The organism is Flavobacterium sp. (genome assembly GCF_044368625.1).
Classification (GTDB): domain Bacteria; phylum Bacteroidota; class Bacteroidia; order Flavobacteriales; family Flavobacteriaceae; genus Flavobacterium.
In genome coordinates this window covers 25,560-47,310 of sequence record NZ_JBIPPD010000003.1, presented here as the reverse complement: position 1 = coordinate 47,310, position 21,751 = coordinate 25,560, and the positions used below count along the sequence as shown (strand labels likewise).

19 protein-coding genes are annotated in these 21,751 nt (G+C 35.8%); 13 read left to right on the top strand and 6 right to left on the bottom strand.

The window, feature by feature from the left end; genetic code table 11:
• Positions 1 to 112: 112 nt before the first annotated feature.
• The 3 genes from ACIQ2X_RS00630 to ACIQ2X_RS00620 are packed head-to-tail and all read right to left on the bottom strand — an operon-like array spanning position 113 to position 3,867.
• On the bottom strand, positions 113 to 2,788 hold the full coding sequence (locus tag ACIQ2X_RS00630) for a hypothetical protein (protein WP_396176934.1): 2,676 nt from the start codon (positions 2,786 to 2,788) through the stop codon (positions 113 to 115).
• Complete coding sequence (locus tag ACIQ2X_RS00625) at positions 2,788 to 3,621, bottom strand: GLPGLI family protein (protein ID WP_396176933.1); 834 nt, start codon at positions 3,619 to 3,621, stop codon at positions 2,788 to 2,790. Before ACIQ2X_RS00625 ends, ACIQ2X_RS00630 begins: the two co-directional genes overlap by 1 nt.
• Positions 3,622 to 3,627: 6 nt before the next feature.
• A complete protein-coding gene (locus tag ACIQ2X_RS00620) occupies positions 3,628 to 3,867 on the bottom strand; it encodes a hypothetical protein (RefSeq protein WP_396176932.1) in 240 nt (79 codons plus the stop codon).
• Between the two features lie 158 nt (positions 3,868 to 4,025).
• Here ACIQ2X_RS00620 and ACIQ2X_RS00615 point away from each other — a divergent pair, with 158 nt between their 5' ends.
• Positions 4,026 to 4,385, top strand: coding sequence for a helix-turn-helix domain-containing protein (locus ACIQ2X_RS00615; RefSeq protein WP_396176931.1), 360 nt, complete (start codon positions 4,026 to 4,028; stop codon positions 4,383 to 4,385).
• A 65-nt stretch (positions 4,386 to 4,450) separates the two neighbouring features.
• Here the strand turns inward: ACIQ2X_RS00615 and fbp are convergent, their stop codons facing one another.
• Positions 4,451 to 5,470 (bottom strand): class 1 fructose-bisphosphatase, encoded by a 1,020-nt coding sequence (gene fbp, locus ACIQ2X_RS00610; protein ID WP_396176938.1) that lies wholly within the window; start codon positions 5,468 to 5,470, stop codon positions 4,451 to 4,453.
• Positions 5,471 to 5,783: 313 nt separating this feature from the next.
• On the opposite strand from fbp, the gene ACIQ2X_RS00605 reads away from it, so the two are divergent.
• The 4 genes from ACIQ2X_RS00605 (at position 5,784) to ACIQ2X_RS00590 (ending at position 11,586) form a co-directional block, all read left to right on the top strand.
• Positions 5,784 to 6,260, top strand: a complete 477-nt coding sequence (locus ACIQ2X_RS00605; protein ID WP_396176930.1) for a GNAT family N-acetyltransferase — start codon at positions 5,784 to 5,786, stop codon at positions 6,258 to 6,260.
• Between the two features lie 212 nt (positions 6,261 to 6,472).
• The gene (locus ACIQ2X_RS00600) at positions 6,473 to 7,735 is read left to right on the top strand and encodes an aspartate kinase (RefSeq protein ID WP_396176929.1); all 1,263 of its coding nucleotides are present in this window, start codon (positions 6,473 to 6,475) and stop codon (positions 7,733 to 7,735) included.
• A gap of 58 nt (positions 7,736 to 7,793) precedes the next feature.
• A complete protein-coding gene (locus ACIQ2X_RS00595) occupies positions 7,794 to 11,195 on the top strand; it encodes a hypothetical protein (RefSeq protein WP_396176928.1) in 3,402 nt (1,133 codons plus the stop codon).
• 103 nt (positions 11,196 to 11,298) lie between these two features.
• Positions 11,299 to 11,586 carry a hypothetical protein gene (locus tag ACIQ2X_RS00590; protein ID WP_396176927.1) on the top strand — a complete coding sequence of 96 codons (288 nt, stop codon included), beginning with the start codon at positions 11,299 to 11,301 and terminating at the stop codon, positions 11,584 to 11,586.
• 107 nt (positions 11,587 to 11,693) lie between these two features.
• Here ACIQ2X_RS00590 and ACIQ2X_RS00585 read toward each other — a convergent pair whose 3' ends face one another.
• Positions 11,694 to 13,280: a murein L,D-transpeptidase gene (locus ACIQ2X_RS00585; protein WP_396176926.1), complete on the bottom strand. Its 1,587-nt coding sequence runs from the start codon at positions 13,278 to 13,280 to the stop codon at positions 11,694 to 11,696.
• Between the two features lie 68 nt (positions 13,281 to 13,348).
• On the opposite strand from ACIQ2X_RS00585, the gene ACIQ2X_RS00580 reads away from it, so the two are divergent.
• From ACIQ2X_RS00580 to ACIQ2X_RS00570, 3 genes are all read left to right on the top strand, one after another.
• Entirely contained in the window at positions 13,349 to 13,849 is a 501-nt protein-coding gene (locus ACIQ2X_RS00580; RefSeq protein WP_396176925.1) for a nuclear transport factor 2 family protein, read from the top strand.
• Positions 13,850 to 14,347: 498 nt separating this feature from the next.
• Complete coding sequence (locus tag ACIQ2X_RS00575; protein ID WP_396176924.1) at positions 14,348 to 14,785, top strand: hypothetical protein; 438 nt, start codon at positions 14,348 to 14,350, stop codon at positions 14,783 to 14,785.
• A 17-nt stretch (positions 14,786 to 14,802) separates the two neighbouring features.
• Entirely contained in the window at positions 14,803 to 15,396 is a 594-nt protein-coding gene (locus ACIQ2X_RS00570) for a hypothetical protein (RefSeq protein ID WP_396176923.1), read from the top strand.
• A gap of 67 nt (positions 15,397 to 15,463) precedes the next feature.
• On the opposite strand, the gene ACIQ2X_RS00565 is transcribed toward ACIQ2X_RS00570, so the two are convergent.
• The gene (locus tag ACIQ2X_RS00565; RefSeq protein WP_396176922.1) at positions 15,464 to 16,408 is read right to left on the bottom strand and encodes an L-threonine 3-dehydrogenase; all 945 of its coding nucleotides are present in this window, start codon (positions 16,406 to 16,408) and stop codon (positions 15,464 to 15,466) included.
• A 139-nt stretch (positions 16,409 to 16,547) separates the two neighbouring features.
• Here ACIQ2X_RS00565 and ACIQ2X_RS00560 point away from each other — a divergent pair, with 139 nt between their 5' ends.
• The 5 genes from ACIQ2X_RS00560 to ACIQ2X_RS00540 all read left to right on the top strand — a co-directional run bounded on the left by ACIQ2X_RS00560 (position 16,548) and on the right by ACIQ2X_RS00540 (position 21,671).
• Entirely contained in the window at positions 16,548 to 17,141 is a 594-nt protein-coding gene (locus ACIQ2X_RS00560; protein ID WP_396176921.1) for a hypothetical protein, read from the top strand.
• A 56-nt stretch (positions 17,142 to 17,197) separates the two neighbouring features.
• Positions 17,198 to 20,500, top strand: a complete 3,303-nt coding sequence (gene mfd, locus ACIQ2X_RS00555) for a transcription-repair coupling factor (protein ID WP_396176937.1) — start codon at positions 17,198 to 17,200, stop codon at positions 20,498 to 20,500.
• A gap of 35 nt (positions 20,501 to 20,535) precedes the next feature.
• Positions 20,536 to 20,769, top strand: coding sequence for a hypothetical protein (locus ACIQ2X_RS00550; protein ID WP_396176920.1), 234 nt, complete (start codon positions 20,536 to 20,538; stop codon positions 20,767 to 20,769).
• Positions 20,759 to 21,058 carry a type II toxin-antitoxin system RelE/ParE family toxin gene (locus ACIQ2X_RS00545; protein ID WP_396176919.1) on the top strand — a complete coding sequence of 100 codons (300 nt, stop codon included), beginning with the start codon at positions 20,759 to 20,761 and terminating at the stop codon, positions 21,056 to 21,058. Before ACIQ2X_RS00550 ends, ACIQ2X_RS00545 begins: the two co-directional genes overlap by 11 nt.
• Positions 21,059 to 21,524: 466 nt before the next feature.
• Positions 21,525 to 21,671, top strand: a complete 147-nt coding sequence (locus ACIQ2X_RS00540; RefSeq protein ID WP_396176918.1) for a hypothetical protein — start codon at positions 21,525 to 21,527, stop codon at positions 21,669 to 21,671.
• Positions 21,672 to 21,751: the final 80 nt, after the last annotated feature.

Sequence of the window (21,751 nt, the reverse complement as noted above, 5' to 3'; positions counted from 1 at the left end):
ACGAGTTTGTTTATAAGCTAAATCGCAGATATTTTGGTGAGAAAATCTTCGATAGACTAGTGATAGCAAGTATTACAGGAGTATGATTAAAAACGGATATGCATTAATATGATTAAAGGGAATAAGTAAAACCTAACGTAAACTGTCTTGTCCTCAAGGAGAATTGATTACTATTTACAAAATTAGACATGCTATTTGTGGTTGTAAAAAATGGTGTGTCAAAAATGTTGAGCAAAGATGCATTTAAATTTATTTTTTTTGATACTTTATAAAAATAAGAAGTACTAAATAAAGTATTTTCAGCAATGTTATTATTGGTTGAAACAGTAGTTCGAGACGACTCTATTCCAAAATTTAATCTTGAAGATTTAGTTGTATAAAAATCTATTGACGCGGTTTGAAATAGTAATGAATTTTTGATTTGATTATCTTCAAATTTTGATGATCCAAAGTTTAGTCTGCAATCATATTCCACACTAAACCACTTTCCACTGTCCCAGATTAACTTTAAGCTTAGACTTTGACGGCGATTGATTGCAGTGATAAATTGATTATTGAAAAATAAGTCATTCAGTGATGCAAAATAAGAATAGGTTAATGTTGAATTGAAAGAACCTAAAAATCCTTTTTTGATACTAGTAGAAAGGCTATAGTTTTTTAACGTGTTGGGCTGTTTGATTATTTCAGTTATCATAAAACCTTCATCGTTTAACTGACTGGAAAAAGTTACTCCTGAAATTGCATTATTCAAATTACCGTTCACACTTAAAAAAAAACTTTTTAATATATTGCTGTAAGTTAAAAACGGCGCAAATGTTTGTGTTTTGATAGTGTTGATAAACAGGGGATTTTGAGCCACCGTATTGTAAGTCGTTAATAGAATGGGAGTATAAAGTTCTGAAAAATTAGAAATAGTATTGTTATTAGCATAAGAAGTGCCCAAAATCAGTTTAGAGTTGATAGTATAGATTGCAGTAAGATTGGGTTGCATAAAGAAAAAAGAATCATTTAAAGTCAAACTTAAATCGTTGTTTTCTTTAGTGTTTATCGAAACAAAATCTGCTGACAAACTTCCATAAATTTTTATTTTTCCGAAAATAAATTTACAATTAAGATTTGTGCTGGTTGCTATTTTATTGAAATCAAAATTACTTGAAAAGGGAAAATTTTGTTGCTGCAATTCTGGCACTTGATTTAAACTACTTTCAAAATTAAAATCATTGTAACTTATATTCTGCCTTAAATTCCAGTCTGATTTCATAATCTTAAAAGCATAATCAGAAAAACCTCCTATATTTAATCTTTTTACATAAACATCTTGTATTGTAGCATCTTTATTGGAGTTGTTTTCAGTTAAGTTTTGAAAAACTGGAGGCACAACATTCAAGTTTTCCGACTTTTGTTCTAATTCTGCAATTATTCCTCCCTGAATTATACGGTCATTACCGAGTAGCGTTTTGAAATTTGTCGCATTATTAAAGTGAATCTCATTTTTGTTAAACAAGGATACTATTTTGTTATTGTTGAGTATGATATTTTCTATACCAGCATTTTTAAAACCACTAAAATTGGTACTATTTCTTAAGTACAAGTTGCGTTTATTAATTTCTTGAGTCACACCTGCATTAAAGTTTTGTGTCCTCAACTGATTTCTTGTTTGATTTACAATAGCGCTTGTTGCGTTGTTAGTTAGAAACTCAGTGGTAGATTTGGACTCAATGCCACCAAGCTCATTGTTATAATTGATATTCCATTTTATCAAATTTGTTTCACTTATTTTATGCAGACCGTCATCAGTAATAGTATAAGAATCATTGTCAAGCCAATATTTACTTGATAGACCCACACCATTTATATTTGGTTCTTTAAGTACTGGTATTTTCTCCAATTGTAGGTTTGCGAAATTTACATTCCCTGTTGTCAAATCATTACCAATATCTCGAAGGGTTTTTCCATTGTTATTTAATTTAAAACTGTTAATATTTTGAAATTGGTTTTTGATATAAATTGGCGTTGCATCTAATTGTCCAGTTAGAAAAGGCAAACCAGCATCTGCTTTCATGCTGCCAAAAATTAAACCTGCATCTTTTTTTATTTTTAAGTTAAATGCAACTTTGTCACTTTCAGTTCTTCCAATATCAATGCGATTGTGATTATGCTTTTGCATTACATCAATTTTTTCAACAGCATCGGCCGGTATTCCCCTTGTTGCAATGTTATAGCGACCTTCGAGCAAGTCAGAACCATTGATGTACAAATGACTTATTGGTTTGTCAAGATATTTTATCTGACCATTTTCAGCAATTGTTACTCCGGGTATCCTATTAATAACCTCTTCTATGGTATAGTCTTTTTTGGATTTTAATCCCTGAACATCATAGGTTATAGTGTCGCCTTTTACATTAACTATTTTTTGACTTTTAATAAAAACTTGTTCAAGCTGTTCGACTTTTAAATCAAGATTAAAGTCTTTGCTGATACTTTTCATAGGTACTTTTACACGAATAATTTCATAAGAAATATGCCGAACTATCAACCATAAGCTGTCTAATTTGAGATCGTTTTTAAAAATTAATTTATAATTGCCATTGTTATCTGAACTCTTATAGGCCAAAATATTTGCCTCATTTTCAGTATCACTAGCAAGAATTACAGCATTTGATATTGATTTTTGTTCTGAATCCCTAATCAATCCTTGAATTTCATACTGCTGAGCCGAAGCAAAAAAAGGCACTCCGAGAAAGAGTGCCAAAAAAAATAATATGTTAATTTGTAGCAATTTTTTCACTAGTATTGATAACGTTCAATAAAACTTTTATCTTTAGGTTTGGCGTTTGTCCTTACTTTTTCACCATTTATTCCTGTTACTATAAAACCTGTAGGCACAGCATCGCTTCCACGATTCATATATTGTAATTTTTCATTCAAACTTAATTGATAAAACTTTATCCTCGTTTCATAAAACGCATCGGGTTTTATCGTTTCAAAAGGTTTACCTTCTTCGTTTATAAAATAATTTTCAGTTTTTGGATTAATAGCAAAAGTACCTGTTTTTATTTCATTTATAGAGAACTTAAAAAAACCTCCGGTATCTCTAATATCCAGTATTAATCCGGGGAGTCCGTTAAATTTGTACGGCCCAGCGGATACTGGTATTTTTGAAGTGTACCACGCAATCCACTCTCTACCAAAATGGTTGAGAACCGCTTTTTTGCAGGAATATCCTTTAATTAATGTATCTTGATTGATTAATTTCCAATCATAATCAAGTTTCTCCTCAAATTTATAAGAATCACTACCAATCGCTTCATAATGTTCAGTAATATTACCATTAATCTTTATGAGACAATCAAAAGGTGATATGTTTAGTAGAACGTCCGCCTCGGTAAGTGCTCTTTCTTGCTGAATTTTATCAAGGTTCATCATTGGTTCAAAAGTAAATAATGAACCTTGATTGTTAATAATCAAAATAGTATTAACCGTATGTGTTGTTTCCGAAGATACAAACTTTTTGTAGTCCATTTGATAGGACATCCAAAAATCTGCATTTTTTTTAGTCTTTTCTTGAGAAAAGCTTGAGAATCCAACTGTGATTACTAAAAATAATACTATCTTTTTCATAAATCTTTAACATATGGCTTGTGAAATTGATACGAGTTCTCTTAAAGAGGGTTTTCTCCTCATAGTATTATTACTACTAATCATATTCCTAATGTCAACTTCAAGAATTCCTGTCGTCGGTATCATAACAGATACACAAGTCTGTCCACATTCGGTGGTCAGTAAAGTAGATTGTTCATCACACTGTGCAAATGATGTTGCACTAAAAGCAATCATTGCGATTGCACTAAAAAATAAATTTTTCATAATAAATAAGTTTTAAATTATACATTGTTTATAATAGCATATGCATCTGCTGATTATAACCCAAAGCTAGGCCGATTGATTATTATAAAAAAATACTTTTTTAACAAAATAATTACTTTTAATGCCAAATTTATTACTTTTGCAATAAAACGTTAATTATGGTTGATAAAATCCTTACAAATATAAAAGAATTTCGTAATAAAAAGGGATTTACAAATGAAGTTATGGTGTCAGAATTAAATATTTCTGTAGCTGCTTATAGAAAAATTGAGTTCAATCAGACGAAACTGACAGTTGAAAAATTATTAAAAATTGCACAAATTTTGGAAGTTGATACTGCTACGTTATTAGATATAAAGTCTAAAATTGAGTTGCATCAAACCATTAAAGACCATGCGACGGGTTATCTTCAACAAATTGAAAACTTTCATCAAGAAAATAAAGAGACTAATGCAATACTAATAGAAGCATTACAATCTGAAATTATATTTTTAAGAGAACAGCTTTTGAGAAAATAAATTTATAAAAAAACCCATTTAAAAATTTTTAAATGGGTTTTTTAGTGGTTTATGGTTGGTTGGTATTAATACTTACTCAATTTGGCCTTTAGCATGAATTCCTCTGCTTTTTCGACCATATTGTAACTTCCACAGAAAAAAGGAACACGTTGGTGCAACTCAGTAGGCACAATTTCCATAATCCGATCTACGCCATCGGATGCTTTTCCACCGGCTTGTTCGGCAATGAACGCCATCGGATTGCATTCGTACAATAATCGTAATTTTCCCTTTGGCGCTTTGGCACTTGTAGGATAAATGTAAATTCCGCCTTTAATCATGTTTCTGTGAATATCCGACACGAGACTTCCAATGTAACGGGATGTGTACGGACGATCGCCATCATCTGTTTGGCAATATTTGATGTAATCCTTTACGCCTTGCGGAAAATGGGTATAATTTCCTTCGTTAATACTATATATATGACCGTCTTTTGCAAATTTCATATTCGGGTGCGAAAGATAAAAAGTACCAATGGCTGGATTCAACGTAAAACCATTTACCCCATGACCTGTGGTATAGACAAGCATTGTGGAAGTGCCATAAATTACGTAACCTGCAGCTACTTGATTGATTCCGGGTTGTAAAAAATCGTCAATAGTAACCGGTGTTCCAATTGGCGTTACGCGTCTATAAACCGAAAAAATAGTTCCTACCGACACATTCACATCGATGTTGGACGAACCGTCCAAAGGGTCCATCAACACGACATATTTATTGTTATGTCCGTTATCATTGCCTTGCACTGTAATGAAATCATCATTTTCTTCCGAAGCAATGCCGCAAACAATCTCACGATTAATTAGCGTTTGAATAAAAATCTCATTGGCATACACATCCAACTTTTGCTGGTCTTCTCCTTGAATGTTTTGTTCTCCAGCGGCACCAACAATATCCACCAAGCCCGCTTTATTTACTTTATAATTTACAACTTTGGCCGCCAATCGAATAGAGTTGATAATTCGAGATAATTCTCCCGACGAATACTTGAATTCTTCCTGCTTTTCAATAATAAATTCCCCTAAAGTCTTGTTGCGTTCTTCCATATCGAAATCGTTGTAGTTGTTCCGTGCAAATATCGTATTTTTTGTCAAAAAAAAGCATTTTTTGTAAGATAGTTGCTTTCAGAATTTCAAGAACTTATTTTACAAAAAAAAGGGAGATCAAATCCTGTTAAATTGATGGACCTATTGTAGCAAATACTTCCCGCCTCTACCAACTTTATAACAAATAATCTTCAAATTAGTCGATAAGAGCCATTGACTGTTTTATTGCTACAATTGATTGCCCTTTTGTGATTACACAATGCTTTTTGTTAGATAGTTTTTACGATTTGTATATTTGCATAAAATTTCCTCTATGAAAATCAGAAATGCTGTTGTTGAAGACCTTCCTCATGTATTGGAATTAATACTTGAATTGGCCGTTTTTGAAAAACAGCCCGATGCGGTTCAAGTTACGGTGGCTGATTTAGAAAGAGACGGTTTTGGTTTGCATCCTTTATTTCGGATTTTAGTGGCAGAAGTGGACGGTAAAATCCGTGGAATGGCGTTTTTTTACAACCGTTATTCGACTTGGAAAGGAAAAACAATTCATTTGGAAGATTTGATTGTTTCTGAATCGTATCGAGGCTCCGGGATTGGGATGCAATTGTATCAAGCGGTTATGGAAGAGGCGGTAAAACAAAATGTTCGTCGGGTAGAATGGAACGTTTTAGACTGGAACACACCTGCAATTTCGTTTTATGAAAAAACAGGAGCCGTGGTTTTCAACGATTGGCTCGTTGCCCAAATGGACGAAAAAGGATTGCATGTTTTTTTAGACAGGAAATGCTAAATTTGGAATAAAAAAGTATGTTCTGTTTGAGTTGATTGTTTCGGGAAGTGCAGGAATGGGTTTGCGTGAGGGATGAAAGTGGAGCTCTTTTTTGAGACCGACCTGAAAGGCGGGCTCAAAAAAAGCGGGAACGGACAGCCCGACCCCGATTTTTCATCGGGGTCACGCCCAAATAAAAAAGTTGTAGCAAATAAAATAAATTGAATTGTAAGATGAGAGTATTTAAATTTGGAGGAGCGTCCGTGAAAGATGCTGATGGCGTTCGAAACGTGCATGCCGTTTTGCAAAAAGTAGGTTTTGATGATGTATTGATCGTGGTTTCGGCGATGGGAAAAACGACTAACGCGCTGGAACTCGTTATTAAAAACTATTTTGACAAAGCAAAAACCCTCCAAGCTTCTGTTCAGGAAGTTAAAAAATACCATAATCAGATAATCATTGATTTATTTGACGATGAAAGCCATCCTGTTTTTGAGAGTGTAAACAAACTTTTCCGAGAGTTGGATTATTTTTTGAGTCATAATAAATCGCCCAATTACAGCTTTGTGTACGATCAAATAGTTTCGATGGGCGAACTCATTTCGAGTACGATTTTGAGTCACTATTTTGCTCATCAAAACATTCCAAACAACTGGGTCGATGTGCGAAATTTTGTCAAAACCGACAGTAATTACCGCGATGCAGGCGTGAATTGGGAAGTTACTCAAAAAAATATTTCCAAAGGGATTAAAAAAAACATACTCAACATCACACAAGGATTTATTGGTGCTGATGACAATAATTTTACTACTACATTAGGTCGTGAAGGATCTGATTATTCGGCAGCTATTTTTGCCTATTGCCTCAATGCCGAGAGTGTAACGATTTGGAAAGACGTTCCTGGAGTGATGAATGCCGATCCCAGATTCTTTGAAAATGCTACATTGCTCAACCAAATTTCGTATCGGGAAGCGATTGAATTAGCGTTTTATGGTGCAACGGTAATCCACCCGAAAACGTTGCAACCTTTGCAGAAAAAAGAAATTCCGCTTTTGGTAAAATCTTTTATAAACCCGATTTTACCCGGAACAAAAGTTTCTAAAGGGGCAGATTTAGAGCCGCACTTGCCGTGTTTTATCATCAAACGGGAACAATTATTATTGTCTCTTTCTTCGATTGATTTTTCTTTTATTATGGAAGAAAACATCAGCGAAATTTTTAAATTACTCCACGAGTTTAAAATGAAAGTAAGTTTGATTCAAAACTCGGCTATCAGTTTTTCGGTTTGTATAGAAGACAAATACAAGAATTTTGAGGCTTTAAAAACCATTTTGGCCAAGAAATTTAAAGTTTCGTACAACGAAAATGTTTCGCTGTACACCATTCGCCATTTTGACGAAAAGTCGAAAACGGCCATCGAAAAAAATAAAAATGTTTTGCTAAAGCAAATAAGCCGCGAAACGCTGCAAATGGTTACGAAAGAAATTGACGGGTAACGACGGCGGTAGTTGATTTAAAACACACTACTTTTGAAGTCTGAGCGTTATAAAGTGTATGATTAAAAAGGTATTGATTGGTTTGATGATGATTTGGTTTTCGGGAGTACACGCCCAGGAAATTGAGTCGCTGTACAAAACAAAGAAAACCGTGGTTTTGCGCGACACCATTTTAATCGATTCGGTAAGTATCAATCCTACTTTTTTTAAAATTTTAGATCGCAATAATCAAGTTGTCGACCCAAGTTTTTACAAAATTGATTTTCAGAAATCGGCTTTACTTTTTGCGCCAAATTATAACGCACCCGATACGCTGACGATTCGCTACTTTGCGCTTCCGAAATTTCTAACGCAGGAATATTCCATTTACGATAAAAAAAGAGTGGTTTCTAATGAAAAAGGCGCTCTTTTTAAAGTGGAGCAAGCCGATAAAAAGAGCTTTGTTCCTTTTGATGGCTTGTCGACTTCAGGAAGCATCACGCGAGGAATTACAGTGGGAAATAATCAAAATGCGGTTGTAAATTCGAATCTAGATTTACAAATTACCGGAAAGATATCCGATAAAGTGAGTCTTCGGGCTTCTATTCAAGACAGTAACATTCCGTTGCAAGAAGGCGGTTATTCGCAAAAACTCGATGAATTTGACCAAATATTTATCGAACTCTTCAGTACCAATTGGAATGTTCGAGCAGGCGATTTGTTTTTGGAAAACCGAACTTCTAAATTTTTGAATTTCAACAAAAAGGTGCAAGGAATTTCGACGCAATTTCAGTTTGGTACCGAGTCGGCCAAAACCAATATTTTTGCAGCAGCAGCCTTAGTTCGCGGACAATATACCAAAAGTACGTTTGTGGGCGAAGAAGGCAATCAAGGCCCTTACAAACTTCGAGGGCCCAATAATGAATTGTTTGTATTGGTAATTTCAGGTTCCGAACGCGTTTACGTCAACGGCGTGTTGCTGAAACGAGGTGAAAACAATGATTATACGATTGATTACAATGCGGGCGAAATTGTTTTTACATCGCTATTTCCGATTACTTCAGAGATGCGAATCAACATCGAATACCAATATTCGGATCGCAATTACACTCGATTTGTAACCTATGCGGGAGCCAACCACGAAACGGACAAATGGAGTATCGGCGGCTATTTGTATTCGGAAAACGACGTAAAAAATCAGCCTTTGCAACAATCCATTTCCGAAGAGCAAACACAAATTTTGGCCAATGCCGGAGACAATCGGGCGTTGATGAATGCTCCATCGGCTTTCATTGATTCTTTTTCAGAAAATAAAATTTTATACAAGAAAGTTATTGAAAACGGCGTAGAAATTTTCGTGCAATCCAACAATCCCGACGACGTATTGTACAATGTGCGGTTTAGTTTGGTGGGCAACTTACAAGGCAATTATATCTTGAAAAACGCCGCTGCAGTGGGAAAAATTTACGAATATATTGCTCCTGAAAATGGCGAAAAAAGAGGGAATTACGACCCAATAGTTCCGTTGATTCCGCCTACAAAAATTCAGATTGCGGCCGTGACGGGAACATTTAATCCTTCCGAAAAAACCAATATTGACTTTGAACTTGGCTTGAGCAACAACGACTTGAATTTGTTTTCATCTATTGACGACGATGATAATCAAGGACTTGCCGGAAAAATCAACTTGAAACAACGGCTTTATGCTAAAAAATGGAATATCGATTTTTTTTCGAATTATCAATTCATCCAAAATGAATTTCGCACCATAGAACGCCTTTTTACCATCGAATTTGATCGGGATTGGAACTTGACCAACCCGGTTGGCAATCAAAGTTTGCTGATTTCGGGAATGACCTTCCAACTGCCACAAAAAGGAATTTTGACGTATCAATTTGAGCATTTGAATTTCAGCGAATCATTTGCCGGAAACCGCCACGTTGTTAACGCCTTTTTCAATTTAAAAAATTGGACAATTCAAAGCAACAGTAGTTTTCTCAAAAGCGATGGGAGTGTTTCTTCTTCGCAATTTATCCGGAATAACAGCAAAGCGAAATACCACTGGAATAAAAATTGGGTAGGAAGTTCGCTTCAAATCGAAGACAATCAGGAAAAAACAAAAAGCACCGGCTTGCTTTCGGCTTTGAGTCAACGATTTACAGAATATGGTGCATTTGTTGGAAGAGGCGATTCGACAAAAGTGTATGCTGAAATGGGTTATTTGAATCGGGTGAACGACAGTTTGCAAAACGGAATTTTACAAAAAGTGAATACCTCGCATTCGTATTATTTGAAGTCAAAATTAGTGCAAAACGAACGAACCGACCTGGGCGTTTACATCAATTACAGGACTCTTTTTTTCGAAGAAAACACGAGAGAAAATGAACCTTCGCTCAATTCACGATTGCTTTACAACACCCGTTTTTTTGACCAACTCATTCAATTTTCGACGAGTTATGAAAACACTTCGGGATCGATTGCTCGACAGGAATTTACCTATTTAGAAGTCGAACCCGGGCAAGGCGTTTACATGTGGAACGACTATAATTTAAACGGAATTCAGGATTTAGAAGAATTTGAAGTGGCGCCTTTTCCCGATCAGGCCAAGTTTCTTAGGGTGTTTTTGCCCAATCAGGTTTTTGAGCGAACACACCAAAATAGGTTTTCGCAATCCATCACTTTAAACCCAGTGTCGTGGCAAAAAGATTCGGGTTTGAAAAAAATATTGTCCTATTTTTACAACCAAACTTCCTATTTAACCGAACGAAAAATTCGGCGGAGCGGTGGCAATTTCGACTTAAATCCGTTTTCGTCGAGCGATGAAAATTTGTTGGGACTGAATACCAATTTTCGAAACAGTTTGTTTTACAACCGCGGCAAACAGAAACATTCGGTTACCTATACTTATTTAAACAGCCGTATTAAAAATTTGTTATCCGTAGGTTCTCAAGAAAATAAAAACAACTCGCATCAGTTGCAGTATTTGCATTTGTACGGAAAAAGCTGGCTTCTAAATTTGGCTGGAAAAACAATTGCAACATCGTTGGCTTCCGAGAGTTTTGCCGCTAAGAATTATGAAATTGACGGATTTCAAATTGTCCCTAAACTGACTTATTTGTTTTCAAAAAGCACGAGTTGGGACGTGTTTTATGAATATCAGAGTAAGAACAACACCCTTGAAACGCGCGCTTCCTTAGAGCAAAATCGGTTTGGAAGTTCGTTTACCTATTCGGGGAAAAAGCAGTTTACGATGAATGGCGAAATTTCGTTGTTCCAAAATAAATTTGAAGGAAACGAACTGTCGCCTGTGGCCTTTCAGATGTTGGAAGGCTTGCAAGTAGGCGAAAATTTGACCTGGCGCTTACTGATTCAGAAGAATTTGACCCAATTTCTTGATATCAACTTAAATTACCAAGGTCGAAAAAGCGAAACCAGTCCGGCAATTCATACAGGAAGTATCCAATTAAGAGCTTATTTTTAAAATTTGCATCAGTAAAGATAAGTATTACGAAATCAACAATTAACAATGAATTTTTTTTGGTATTGATTATAATTCTATATTTTTACGGTCTATGAAAATTGATATGAAGAAGTTTTTTTTGGTTTTACTATTAAGCTTGTTTTGCATAATTCCAGCATTTGCTCAAGGACCACCAGCACCACCTTGCGATTGTTGTGTTGGATTGGAGCCACAAGAAGGCCAACAACCAAGTGAAGCATATACAAATTGCATCAATGAATGTCTCGCTGGAGAAGACCCGTGTGTACCCATTAATGCTTCGATAACGTTGTTACTCATTGCCGGAATTTCTTTAGGCTTGTATGTTGTTAAAAATAAAAAAGCCACTAACAAAAATAACGTCTTTATTTAAATGACTTTTTTCTTCTTTTTTTCTCGACCGTTTTTCTCGGAATCTAACTTTTGGAGTCAGCTATCTTTTCGAATGTCTTTTCTATTTATTGGAACTGCCAACGGTATTTATTGCTTTTTAGTCAAAAAACTGACCAATTGCCCGTCGCGATTGTAAACATCGTTATAAAAATTGAGATTCCCATTTCGATCCATCCAAGCGGTAAAATAACCAATGTAAACCGGAATTTCATTTTTAATCGTGTACCACGTTTCTGAGCCTTTGTTCATTGCCCAGTCAATTTTCTCGGAATTCCATTTCGGATCGTTTGCTAAAATTGCTTGTGCCAATTCTTTCGGTTTTGCCACACGGATACAACCGTGACTAAAGGCACGGCTTTCTCGTTGAAATAAACTTTTGGAAGGCGTATCGTGTAAATAAATATTGTTGCTATTTGGGAATAAAAATTTTACCAAACCCAAAGAATTGCGAACGCCGGGTTTCTGCCGAACAAGACCTTTGTTCCATTCCATATTGTGATTTGCCAAATAATTGCTGTTTTTTTGGATTCCTGGAATTACCTCTTTTTTAATGATACTTTGCGGAATATTCCAGTACGGACTAAACACAATGTACTTCATTTTACCGCTAAAAATAACCGTTTGGTTTATCGTGGTTCCCACCACAACATCGGATTGTAAGGCAATCGAATCGTTTTTAATATATGTAAGTTTGTAGGCAGGAATATTTACTACAATGTACTCTTTTTCCTTAGAAACATTTGGCGAAATCCAACGGCATCGTTCCATATTGATCATTATTGTTTTAATCCGATCGGCGACCGAAACATTCATCGCACCAATGGTTTTTTTGCCAATGGCTTGATCCACAATAAAACCATGTCGTTGTTGAAAGACAGAAATTCCCTTACTCAGACTTTCGTCAAAAACAGAGCTGCCCGAATCTTCCTTCAAATCACCTGTTATAAAAAGCCGTTTTCGAATCGCTAGAATCAACTCCGAACTGTCTCTTGGTTTCAAACTCTTAAAGTTTTCGGGTAGTGGAATTGAATCCCATCCTCCAAGACCAGCAATATCTTGGTATTTTTTCAACGCATTTTTTAGTAAATAATATTGTTTGTTTAACTGCGTTTCTATGTTTACCAGTCCCGGATTGGCCAAAAGCGTATCCAAATAACTGACATACGAACTCGATTCGCGTTCTAAAAACCAACCCATTTCTTCCCGCTTCTTTTGGTCAATTCCGGCTAAAACTTTATCCGTATAAAAAAAATAAAGCGAGGTAAGCATCAATTCCTTGGTTAAATCTGTTGCTAAACTTTCAGCTAAAAGTGCGTCAAATTCGAGTTTATAGGGTACTTCTTGAAAAATTCCCTCCGCCGAAATAGAGTTGATTCGACTGTACAAAACCTCAGCAGTTTCTTTTCGGCCTTTGCTATCGTGCCACAAATAATTGAATTTATGGTTGCGATACACCAACATCACATCCTCTTTATAATCATTGAGTTCTTTATGTTTTTCAAAAAAAGGAGCCACCAATGTACTGTCAAATGGTTTTAAGGCAGGATCGGGTTGGTCCAATTTCAGTTCGAGGTCAACCACAACAGGCATTCGCTTTGCTTTGCATTGTAAAGCAACCAACAAAGTTAGTACAACAAATACGGCAACACCAATGATTATATATTTTCGCTTCATCTTTTCGCTTTTCTTTTGCTATGTAAAATTACTACATTTACAGAACCATTTCTAATTTTCTGAAATATATGAAGCCTCCCTACTTTTTAGTACTAATTGTATTGACCACCTTTTCGAGTCCAGCTCAAAAAAAAGCTGCCGCCGAATTGGAAATCAATAAAGTGATGGACGCGTGGCATGCAGCTGCAGCAACTGCTAACTATCAAAACTATTTCGATTTAATGGCGGACGAGTCCATTTTTATAGGAACAGACGCAAGTGAAAATTGGAACAAAAAAGAATTTCAAGCCTACGCCAAACCGCATTTTGACAAAGGAAAAGCGTGGAGTTTTAAAGCGTTGCAACGTAACATTTATTTCTCTGCCGATCAGAAAACCGCTTGGTTTGACGAGCTTCTCGAAACCCAAATGAAAGTTTGTCGCGGATCAGGTGTTTTAACAAAAGTGGAAAATAAGTGGAAAATTACACATTATGTATTATCCATGACCATCCCAAATGATTTATCAAAAGAGGTCATTGAGCTGAAAAAAACTACGGATGACAAGTTGATGAATCAACTGCGAAAGTAATTTTAGTAACTATTCAGGTTTTCGATTGTCGGAAAACCTCTGATAAAACGCACGAATGATCTCAAGAATCGCGATGTAATATACTTCTATCCATATCGGCACTACAACTCCTGCAAGGTTTTAGAAACCTTGCAGGAGTTGTGATTTTAAAGCAATACCCACAAGGTCAAAAAAGGCCTTGTGGGACAACTAACTTATGTACATTTTTAAAAGTTGGATTTGTACAGCAAATTATTTAAAACTCTTCTAAATAACTGTAAAAATAACATTTCTAGAAAACTTTATAAAACCAAGATGTAAAACACACCGTATATCAGATTATAAAACCAATTTACAAACAAAATACATAAAATTATGAAATGAGCATGACCTAAAATTGGTCGCAAACACCAATGAAGATATGCGACCCGAGTCCCGATAATTATCGTGACGAATAGGCGAAGCAATTACTCCCGATAGCTATCGGGAGACCAATAAAAAAACAATAAATATCTACATATGAAAGTAAATAAGAACGTAAAAATCGCTCTTGGCAGCATTTTAGGGATTTTTTTAGTGCTATTTATAGTATTAGTGGTTCATATTGCAACCGCAAAACCGGTGGAATATGACAATGCCACATTACAAATCAGTCGGATTGATTTTAAAGAACCCATTGACAGTGTTATGGCAAAACAAATAAATCGTGACATGAAAAGTATTGCTGGAGTAAAAAACCCAGCCGTTTTTGCTGAAAAAAAAGTTGTCGTGTATTACCATGACATCAAAATTGCAAATTCAGAACAAGTGTACAATCAACTTATAGCCAAAGGAAATTACAAAGCAGAACGTTATTTAGTTCCCGCTGCACTTGCCTCAAATTCTGTTTGTCCAGTAATGGATGAAGACAGTTTCAGCTTCAAATTTTCAAGAGGAATCCAACGAATTTTTAATTAACTATAAATACTTTTATTATGACTAAGTTTTCAAAAATCGCACTTTGTGCACTGATTATTGGTTCTAGTGCGTTCTTCACATCGTGTAAGGATGACGATGCAGCCCCAGTACAACCACAAACCCTTTACCAAAAATTGGGTGGAACAACGATGGTTACTGATCCAAACGATTCCTCTAAAATGATTGAGCAAGGTCGTTTGAGTTTTCGATCTGTTGTGGATTCCACAGTGGTACTTATTGTTGCAGATATTGTAGCAGGAAATGAAGGAAATCTTGGAGCACATTTTGCACCTTTAGCCGGAGAGGTTTTTGGAACTCCTGCAAATGCAACAAATGTGGCCGTTCTAAGTAAAAACCTAACGGATTTCTTTGCTGCTAATACAGGCGGTGGAGCAACAAACACTTACTCCGGATTAGGAATGGTTGCCGCTCATGATCCAGCTCAAAACCCAAGAATGGGTGCAAAATCTACTGATGCTGATTACGACCGTTTTATTGGTTTCGTGGGAGCTGCAGCAGGAAAAAATGGTGTAACGGATCAAGCACTCATCGGTGAGGTAGTTGCTGTTTTGGAATCGTTAAGAGCTCCAATTGTTCAAGATCCGCAATAATATTTAAAAAAAGCCATCCAGATTTAATTTATAAATGCCATTCATTTGAGTTTGAATGGCATTTTTTTTATTTGTTAGAAAGATGCTCGAGCATGTCAACCGTCATTTTTTCTAAATTAAATTGATGGTTCCAACCCCAATCAGCCCGTGCTGCACTATCATCAATACTTGCCGGCCAACTGTCGGCTATTTTTTGTCTAAAATCAGGATTATAAGTTATTTCAAATTCTGGAATGTGCTTTTTAATTTCATCAGCAATTACTTTTGGCGTAAAACTCATCGCAGCTAAATTATAAGAAGACCTGATTTTAATTTCCTCCTTTGGCGCCTGCATAATTTGAATGGTAGCTTTTATCGCATCATCCATATACATCATCGGCATTTTTGTTTCTTCTGATAAAAAACATTCGTATTTTTTATCACTCAACGCTTTGTAATAAATATCCACTGCATAATCCGTTGTTCCACCACCTGGAGGCGACGACCAACTGATCAAACCAGGATAACGAATACTTCTCACATCAACACCGTAAATATTGTGGTAGTATTCGCACCATCTTTCGCCCGATTGTTTGCTAATGCCATACACCGTTGAAGGTTCCATAATGGTATATTGGGGCGTTTGTTCTTTTGGTGTTGTAGGTCCAAAAACAGCTATACTCGAAGGCCAAAAGATTTTTTTTATTTTTCCGGCTTTCGCCAAATTTAGCACGTGAAACAAGCTGTTCATGTTCAAATCCCAAGCAAATGCCGGATTTTTCTCAGCAGTTGCCGAAAGTAAAGCCGCCATCAAATATACCTCATCAATCTGATGCACCTCGATTAAATGTTCAATTTGATTGTAATCCAAAGCATTTATCACTTCAAATGGTCCCGAATTCACAACGTCGATGTTTAATTTTCGAATATCCGAAGCAATGACATTCTCAGTTCCATATTCCTGACGGAGTTTTTGGGTAAGTTCCGTTCCAATTTGGCCACAAGCTCCAATAATTAATATTTTAGTTGACATATAGCAGGTGTGTTATTTTTTCGCAACAAATATAACGTTTTCGTACACAAAAAACAGAAACTGTAAATAGTTAATAATTCACAATTCATAACTACTAATTAATATATCCTATTTAACTTTGTATTCTAAATTTTTTCGAATGAAATTCAAGTTTTTACTTTTTTTAGTACCGCTAACGGTCTTGTTATCTTGTCAAGACGAAGATGCCATTCGGGAAAAAGAACGGCTGAAAAACGTCGAAAAATCCGAGGTCTTATTTGAAAAAATCAATAAAAGTTGGAATTTTAATGCCTTTTCCGGTAGTGAAGAGGTACGAAGTATTTTAAAAAATTGGAACGAATGGAATGATTTTTCTCGCGAACTGTCGCAAAAACCAAAATCGTCCATTAATGCTTTTCGCAAAAAAGCAATTGCTCTTTCAAAAAAAGCAGAGGCATTGAATAATAATGTTCCTGAGAAATTCAACAATCCGCAAGTAAAAAGTAGAATTTCAATTATTGTTTCGCAAGTACACTCGTTGGATTTATACATCAACTTAGACAAAATTCCGGCAGAAAAAGTGGTCGGAATTATTCCAAACATCAATAAAGGTATGCAATCTTTAGAAGCACAGTTTCAAGAAATTTTGCGAAAAGAAAAAATTCCATTAGAACAAGGAGAATCCGATATGATCAAAATGCTGGATACCTCACGAGCCATTCCTTCGTCCAAACCTATATTACCTGTCAATTGAGTAAGAAAATAAGTTCCGTACAAAACCGCTACGAAAAGTCGGCCAAAATCAATCAGATTGCACAAGCCCTTAACGTTGCCGAAACAAAAATCCATATCAAGGGATTGGTGGGCTCGTCGTTGTCCTTTGTCACGCAAGCCCTTTTTTCTAAAACCGAACAGCCTATGCTGTTGATTTTGGACGACAAAGAAGCTTCGGCTTATTATCTTAATGATTTAGAGCAACTCATCAACGACCAGGACGTACTTTTTTATCCAGGTTCCTACCGAAATCCGTATCAAATTGAAGATACCGATAATGCCAATATTTTGCTTCGAGCGGAAGTTTTAAACCGAATCAATTCCCGCAAAAAACCCGCTTTAATAGTTACCTATCCTGAAGCACTTTTTGAAAAAGTGGTTACCAAAAAAGAACTGGACAAAAACACGTTGAAAGTATCCGTAGGCGACCAAATTTCGATTGATTTTATCAACGAAGTTTTGTTCGAGTACGAATTTAAGCGGGTAGACTTTATTACCGAACCCGGAGAATTTTCGGTTCGTGGCGGAATTATAGATGTTTTTTCTTTTTCAAATGATTATCCGTATCGAATAGAATTTTTTGGTAACGAAGTCGAAAGCATTCGAAGTTTTGATGTGGAAACCCAACTTTCGGTCGAAAAACAAAAGAAAATCAACATCATTCCCAATGTTGAAAATAAATTTTTTGCCGAAAACAGGGAAAGTTTTTTGGATTATATCAACCCAAAAACCACCATTTTTATTCATAATACGGAAGGTTTGTTTAGCAAACTGGATAAATTTTTTGAAAAAGCAGGCGTGGCATTCGAAAAACTTTCAAAAGAAATTAAGCATGCTCAACCCGAAGACCTGTATTTAAACCAAGCTTCTTTTATTAAAAAAGCGCTGGATTTTACAATGGTGGAATTGGGAAACAAAGCGATTTTTAGAACACAAAAAACCTTTGAATTTCACATCCAACCGCAACCGTCGTTCAATAAACAATTTGATTTGCTTTATAATAACCTCAACGAAAATCATTCAAACGGTATAAAAAATTATCTTTTAAGTTCTAATTTGCAACAAGCCAATCGCTTTCAAGATATTTTTGCAGCTTTAAATGAAGATGAATTTAAAGACGCAACGCAAAGTTATGACAACATTGTTTTCCCGTTGTACGAAGGCTTTATCGACGAAGAGTTGCAAATTGCCTGTTATACCGATCACCAGATTTTCGAACGTTACCATAAATTTCACATCAAAAATGGCTATGCCAAAAAGCAAACCATTACATTAAAAGAACTCAATACCTTGTCGGTGGGCGATTATGTAACCCACATCGATCACGGAATTGGAAAATTTGGTGGATTGCAAAAAATTCAAGTCGAAGGCAAAACACAAGAAGCCATTAAATTGGTGTATGCTGATAACGACATTGTTTACGTCAGTATTCATTCGTTGCACAAGATTTCTAAATTCAACGGAAAAGACGGAACGCCACCCAAAATTTACAAATTAGGTTCGAATGCTTGGAAGGTTTTAAAACAAAAAACCAAAGCTCGGGTCAAACATATTGCATTCAATTTGATTCAATTGTATGCCAAACGCCGCTTGGAAAAAGGATTTCAATACAATCCGGACAGTTATTTACAGATGGAACTTGAAAGTTCGTTCATGTACGAAGACACGCCCGACCAAGGAAAAGCCACTCAAGATGTAAAAAATGATATGGAAAGCGACCGCCCGATGGACCGTCTGGTTTGTGGCGATGTGGGTTTTGGAAAAACAGAAGTGGCGATTCGCGCGGCGTTTAAAGCGGTCGATAATGGAAAACAAGTCGCTGTTTTGGTTCCAACTACAATTTTGGCGTACCAACATTTCCGCACTTTTTCGGAACGATTGAAAGACATGCCTGTGACGGTAGGTTACCTCAACCGGTTCAGAACTGCAAAAGAAAAAGCACAAACGCTTAAAGATTTAACCGAAGGAAGATTGGATATCGTTATTGGAACCCATCAATTGGTGAATAAAAACGTGGCTTTTAAAAATCTCGGTTTGCTAATTGTAGATGAGGAACAGAAATTTGGCGTAAACGTAAAAGACAAACTCAAAACCATTTCGGCCAATATTGACACACTCACTTTAACGGCAACGCCCATTCCGAGAACCTTACAATTTTCATTGATGGCAGCTCGTGATTTATCCGTAATTACCACTCCTCCGCCCAATCGCTATCCGATTGAAACCAATGTGGTGGGATTTTCTGAAGAACTGATTCGGGATGCAGTCTCCTACGAAATTCAACGAAACGGACAAGTTTATTTTGTAAACAATCGGATTGAAAACATCAAAGAAGTCGCGGGAATGATCCAGCGATTGGTTCCCGGAGCACGTGTGGGAATTGGTCACGGACAGATGGACGGCAAGAAACTCGAAGAATTGATGTTGGTTTTCATGAACGGCGATTTTGACGTTTTGGTCGCTACGACTATTATCGAAAGTGGCTTGGACGTCCCTAATGCGAATACCATTTTCATCAACAATGCGAATAATTTTGGACTTTCTGATTTGCACCAAATGCGGGGTCGTGTAGGTCGAAGTAACAAAAAAGCGTTTTGCTATTTTATTTGTCCGCCTTATTCTGCAATGACCGATGAAGCCCGAAAACGAATTCAAGCTTTGGAGCAATTTAGCGAATTGGGAAGCGGATTTAATATCGCGATGAAAGATTTAGAAATTCGAGGAGCTGGCGATTTATTGGGCGGAGAACAAAGTGGTTTTATTAATGAAATTGGTTTTGAAACCTACCAAAAAATCATGAACGAAGCCATCGAAGAATTGAAAGAAAATGAGTTTAAGGACTTGTATCCCGAAGATGAAAACGCTCCTCCAAAACCGTTTGTGAAAGACATACAAATTGACACTGATTTTGAATTGTTGTTTCCGGACGACTACATCAACAACATTTCTGAGCGATTGAATTTGTACAACGAGTTGAGTTTGATTAAAAACGAGGACGAATTATTGGCTTTCGAGATCAAGCTGGTAGACCGATTTGGTCCATTGCCGAAACAGGCACTTTCGTTGATGAGTAGTCTTAAAATCAAGTGGATTGCAACGCAGTTTGGCATCGAAAAATTAGTAATGAAGCAAGGTAAAATGATTGCCTATTTTGTTTCCGACCATCAATCGGCTTATTACCAATCGAGTCAATTTACAAAGGTGTTACAATTTGTTCAAACCAACCCAAAAATAGCTCGGATCAAAGAAAAAGAAACGCCAAAAGGATTGAAGTTGTTATTGACTTTTGACAATGTAAAATCTGTGAGACGGGCGTTGGAGTTGCTGCAGATGTTGTAGAAAAATTCATTATATTTGTCTTTTATTTACAACAAATGAGTGTTCAAACGGAAAAGTCGATAGTAATTGATTTACTTAAAAACATCAATGATATTTCACTACTAAAAAAAGTGAAGTCTTTTGTATTGACGGAATTAAATCCTTCAGATTTAACACAAGAACAAAAGAGTGAGTTAGACAAAAGACTTCAAGCTCATCAAAATCGAGAAGATTCCGATTTGGACGCTTTTGTTTTTTTAGATGAAATAAAGTCTAAATATGAGCTTTAAAAAACTTGTTATTAAATCTACGGCAGCAATTGAAATAGAAGAAACTGTTGTCTATTATTTAGAAATCAACAAAAACTTAGCTATAAACCTTGAGAAAGAGATAAGAAATTGTTTTTTAAAAATTGCTAAAAATCCTGAGAGTTTTCAGTTTCGACACAAAACTATTCGTGTTATTTGGCTTAAAAAATTCCCGTACGGCATTTATTATTTGTTTGATTCTGATGAAGTTTACATAATCGCTTTTTGGAGTTCAAGAGTAGATATTGATTCAGAAATAACGCATTTATAAGAAAATCAGCTTATTATCAATCGAAAGAATTTACGAAAGTATTGCAATTTGTACAGACCAACCCAAAAATAGCCCGAGTCAAAGAAAAAGAAACCCCAAAAGGTTTGAAATTGTTATTGACCTTTGACAATGTAAAATCGGTAAGACGGGCTTTGGAGTTGATGCAGATGTTGTAGGAAAATTGAGTATATTTGTTTTCAATTTACTGAAAATCAATTACTTTTTGTAGATTACACCTAACTCCATAAACATAAAAATAATCCTTAATTTTATTTTATAATCAGCGGTAAATGTAAAATATTTTATAGTTACCGCTAATTATAATTAAATTACAGTTACGGTAAGCTTATTTTTATGATGCAAATGTTTACAAAATATTCGCAATTTTACTCCCATTTTTCGAAATTAATGACATAATATGTATCTTTAGCTCAACTAATTAAGCCTTTTAATTATTGGGCACCAAATGAAAAGATACGTACTAATTGTGTTCTTGCTGTTGACCTCCATCGCTCTCAAAGCGCAGGGAGAAGCGACCAATTGGTATTTTGGCCAAAATGCGGGCTTGAAATTTATGCCTGATGGTTCGGTTGTTCCGCTTTCGGATGGATAACTCGTTACCAACGAAGGTTGCAGTTCCATTTCGGACATCAACGGTAATTTACTTTTATACACCGATGGCAAAACGGTTTG

Coding starts and splice junctions, on each gene's coding strand:
- ACIQ2X_RS00625 (WP_396176933.1), bottom strand. CDS start 3,621: ATGAAAAAGATAGTATTATTTTTAGTAATCACAGTTGGATTCTCAAGC.
- ACIQ2X_RS00620 (WP_396176932.1), bottom strand. CDS start 3,867: ATGAAAAATTTATTTTTTAGTGCAATCGCAATGATTGCTTTTAGTGCA.
- ACIQ2X_RS00615 (WP_396176931.1), top strand. CDS start 4,026: ATGGTTGATAAAATCCTTACAAATATAAAAGAATTTCGTAATAAAAAG.
- fbp (WP_396176938.1), bottom strand. CDS start 5,470: ATGGAAGAACGCAACAAGACTTTAGGGGAATTTATTATTGAAAAGCAG.
- ACIQ2X_RS00605 (WP_396176930.1), top strand. CDS start 5,784: ATGAAAATCAGAAATGCTGTTGTTGAAGACCTTCCTCATGTATTGGAA.
- ACIQ2X_RS00600 (WP_396176929.1), top strand. CDS start 6,473: ATGAGAGTATTTAAATTTGGAGGAGCGTCCGTGAAAGATGCTGATGGC.
- ACIQ2X_RS00595 (WP_396176928.1), top strand. CDS start 7,794: ATGATTAAAAAGGTATTGATTGGTTTGATGATGATTTGGTTTTCGGGA.
- ACIQ2X_RS00590 (WP_396176927.1), top strand. CDS start 11,299: ATGAAGAAGTTTTTTTTGGTTTTACTATTAAGCTTGTTTTGCATAATT.
- ACIQ2X_RS00585 (WP_396176926.1), bottom strand. CDS start 13,280: ATGAAGCGAAAATATATAATCATTGGTGTTGCCGTATTTGTTGTACTA.
- ACIQ2X_RS00580 (WP_396176925.1), top strand. CDS start 13,349: ATGAAGCCTCCCTACTTTTTAGTACTAATTGTATTGACCACCTTTTCG.
- ACIQ2X_RS00575 (WP_396176924.1), top strand. CDS start 14,348: ATGAAAGTAAATAAGAACGTAAAAATCGCTCTTGGCAGCATTTTAGGG.
- ACIQ2X_RS00570 (WP_396176923.1), top strand. CDS start 14,803: ATGACTAAGTTTTCAAAAATCGCACTTTGTGCACTGATTATTGGTTCT.
- ACIQ2X_RS00565 (WP_396176922.1), bottom strand. CDS start 16,408: ATGTCAACTAAAATATTAATTATTGGAGCTTGTGGCCAAATTGGAACG.
- ACIQ2X_RS00560 (WP_396176921.1), top strand. CDS start 16,548: ATGAAATTCAAGTTTTTACTTTTTTTAGTACCGCTAACGGTCTTGTTA.
- ACIQ2X_RS00550 (WP_396176920.1), top strand. CDS start 20,536: ATGAGTGTTCAAACGGAAAAGTCGATAGTAATTGATTTACTTAAAAAC.
- ACIQ2X_RS00545 (WP_396176919.1), top strand. CDS start 20,759: ATGAGCTTTAAAAAACTTGTTATTAAATCTACGGCAGCAATTGAAATA.
- ACIQ2X_RS00540 (WP_396176918.1), top strand. CDS start 21,525: ATGAAAAGATACGTACTAATTGTGTTCTTGCTGTTGACCTCCATCGCT.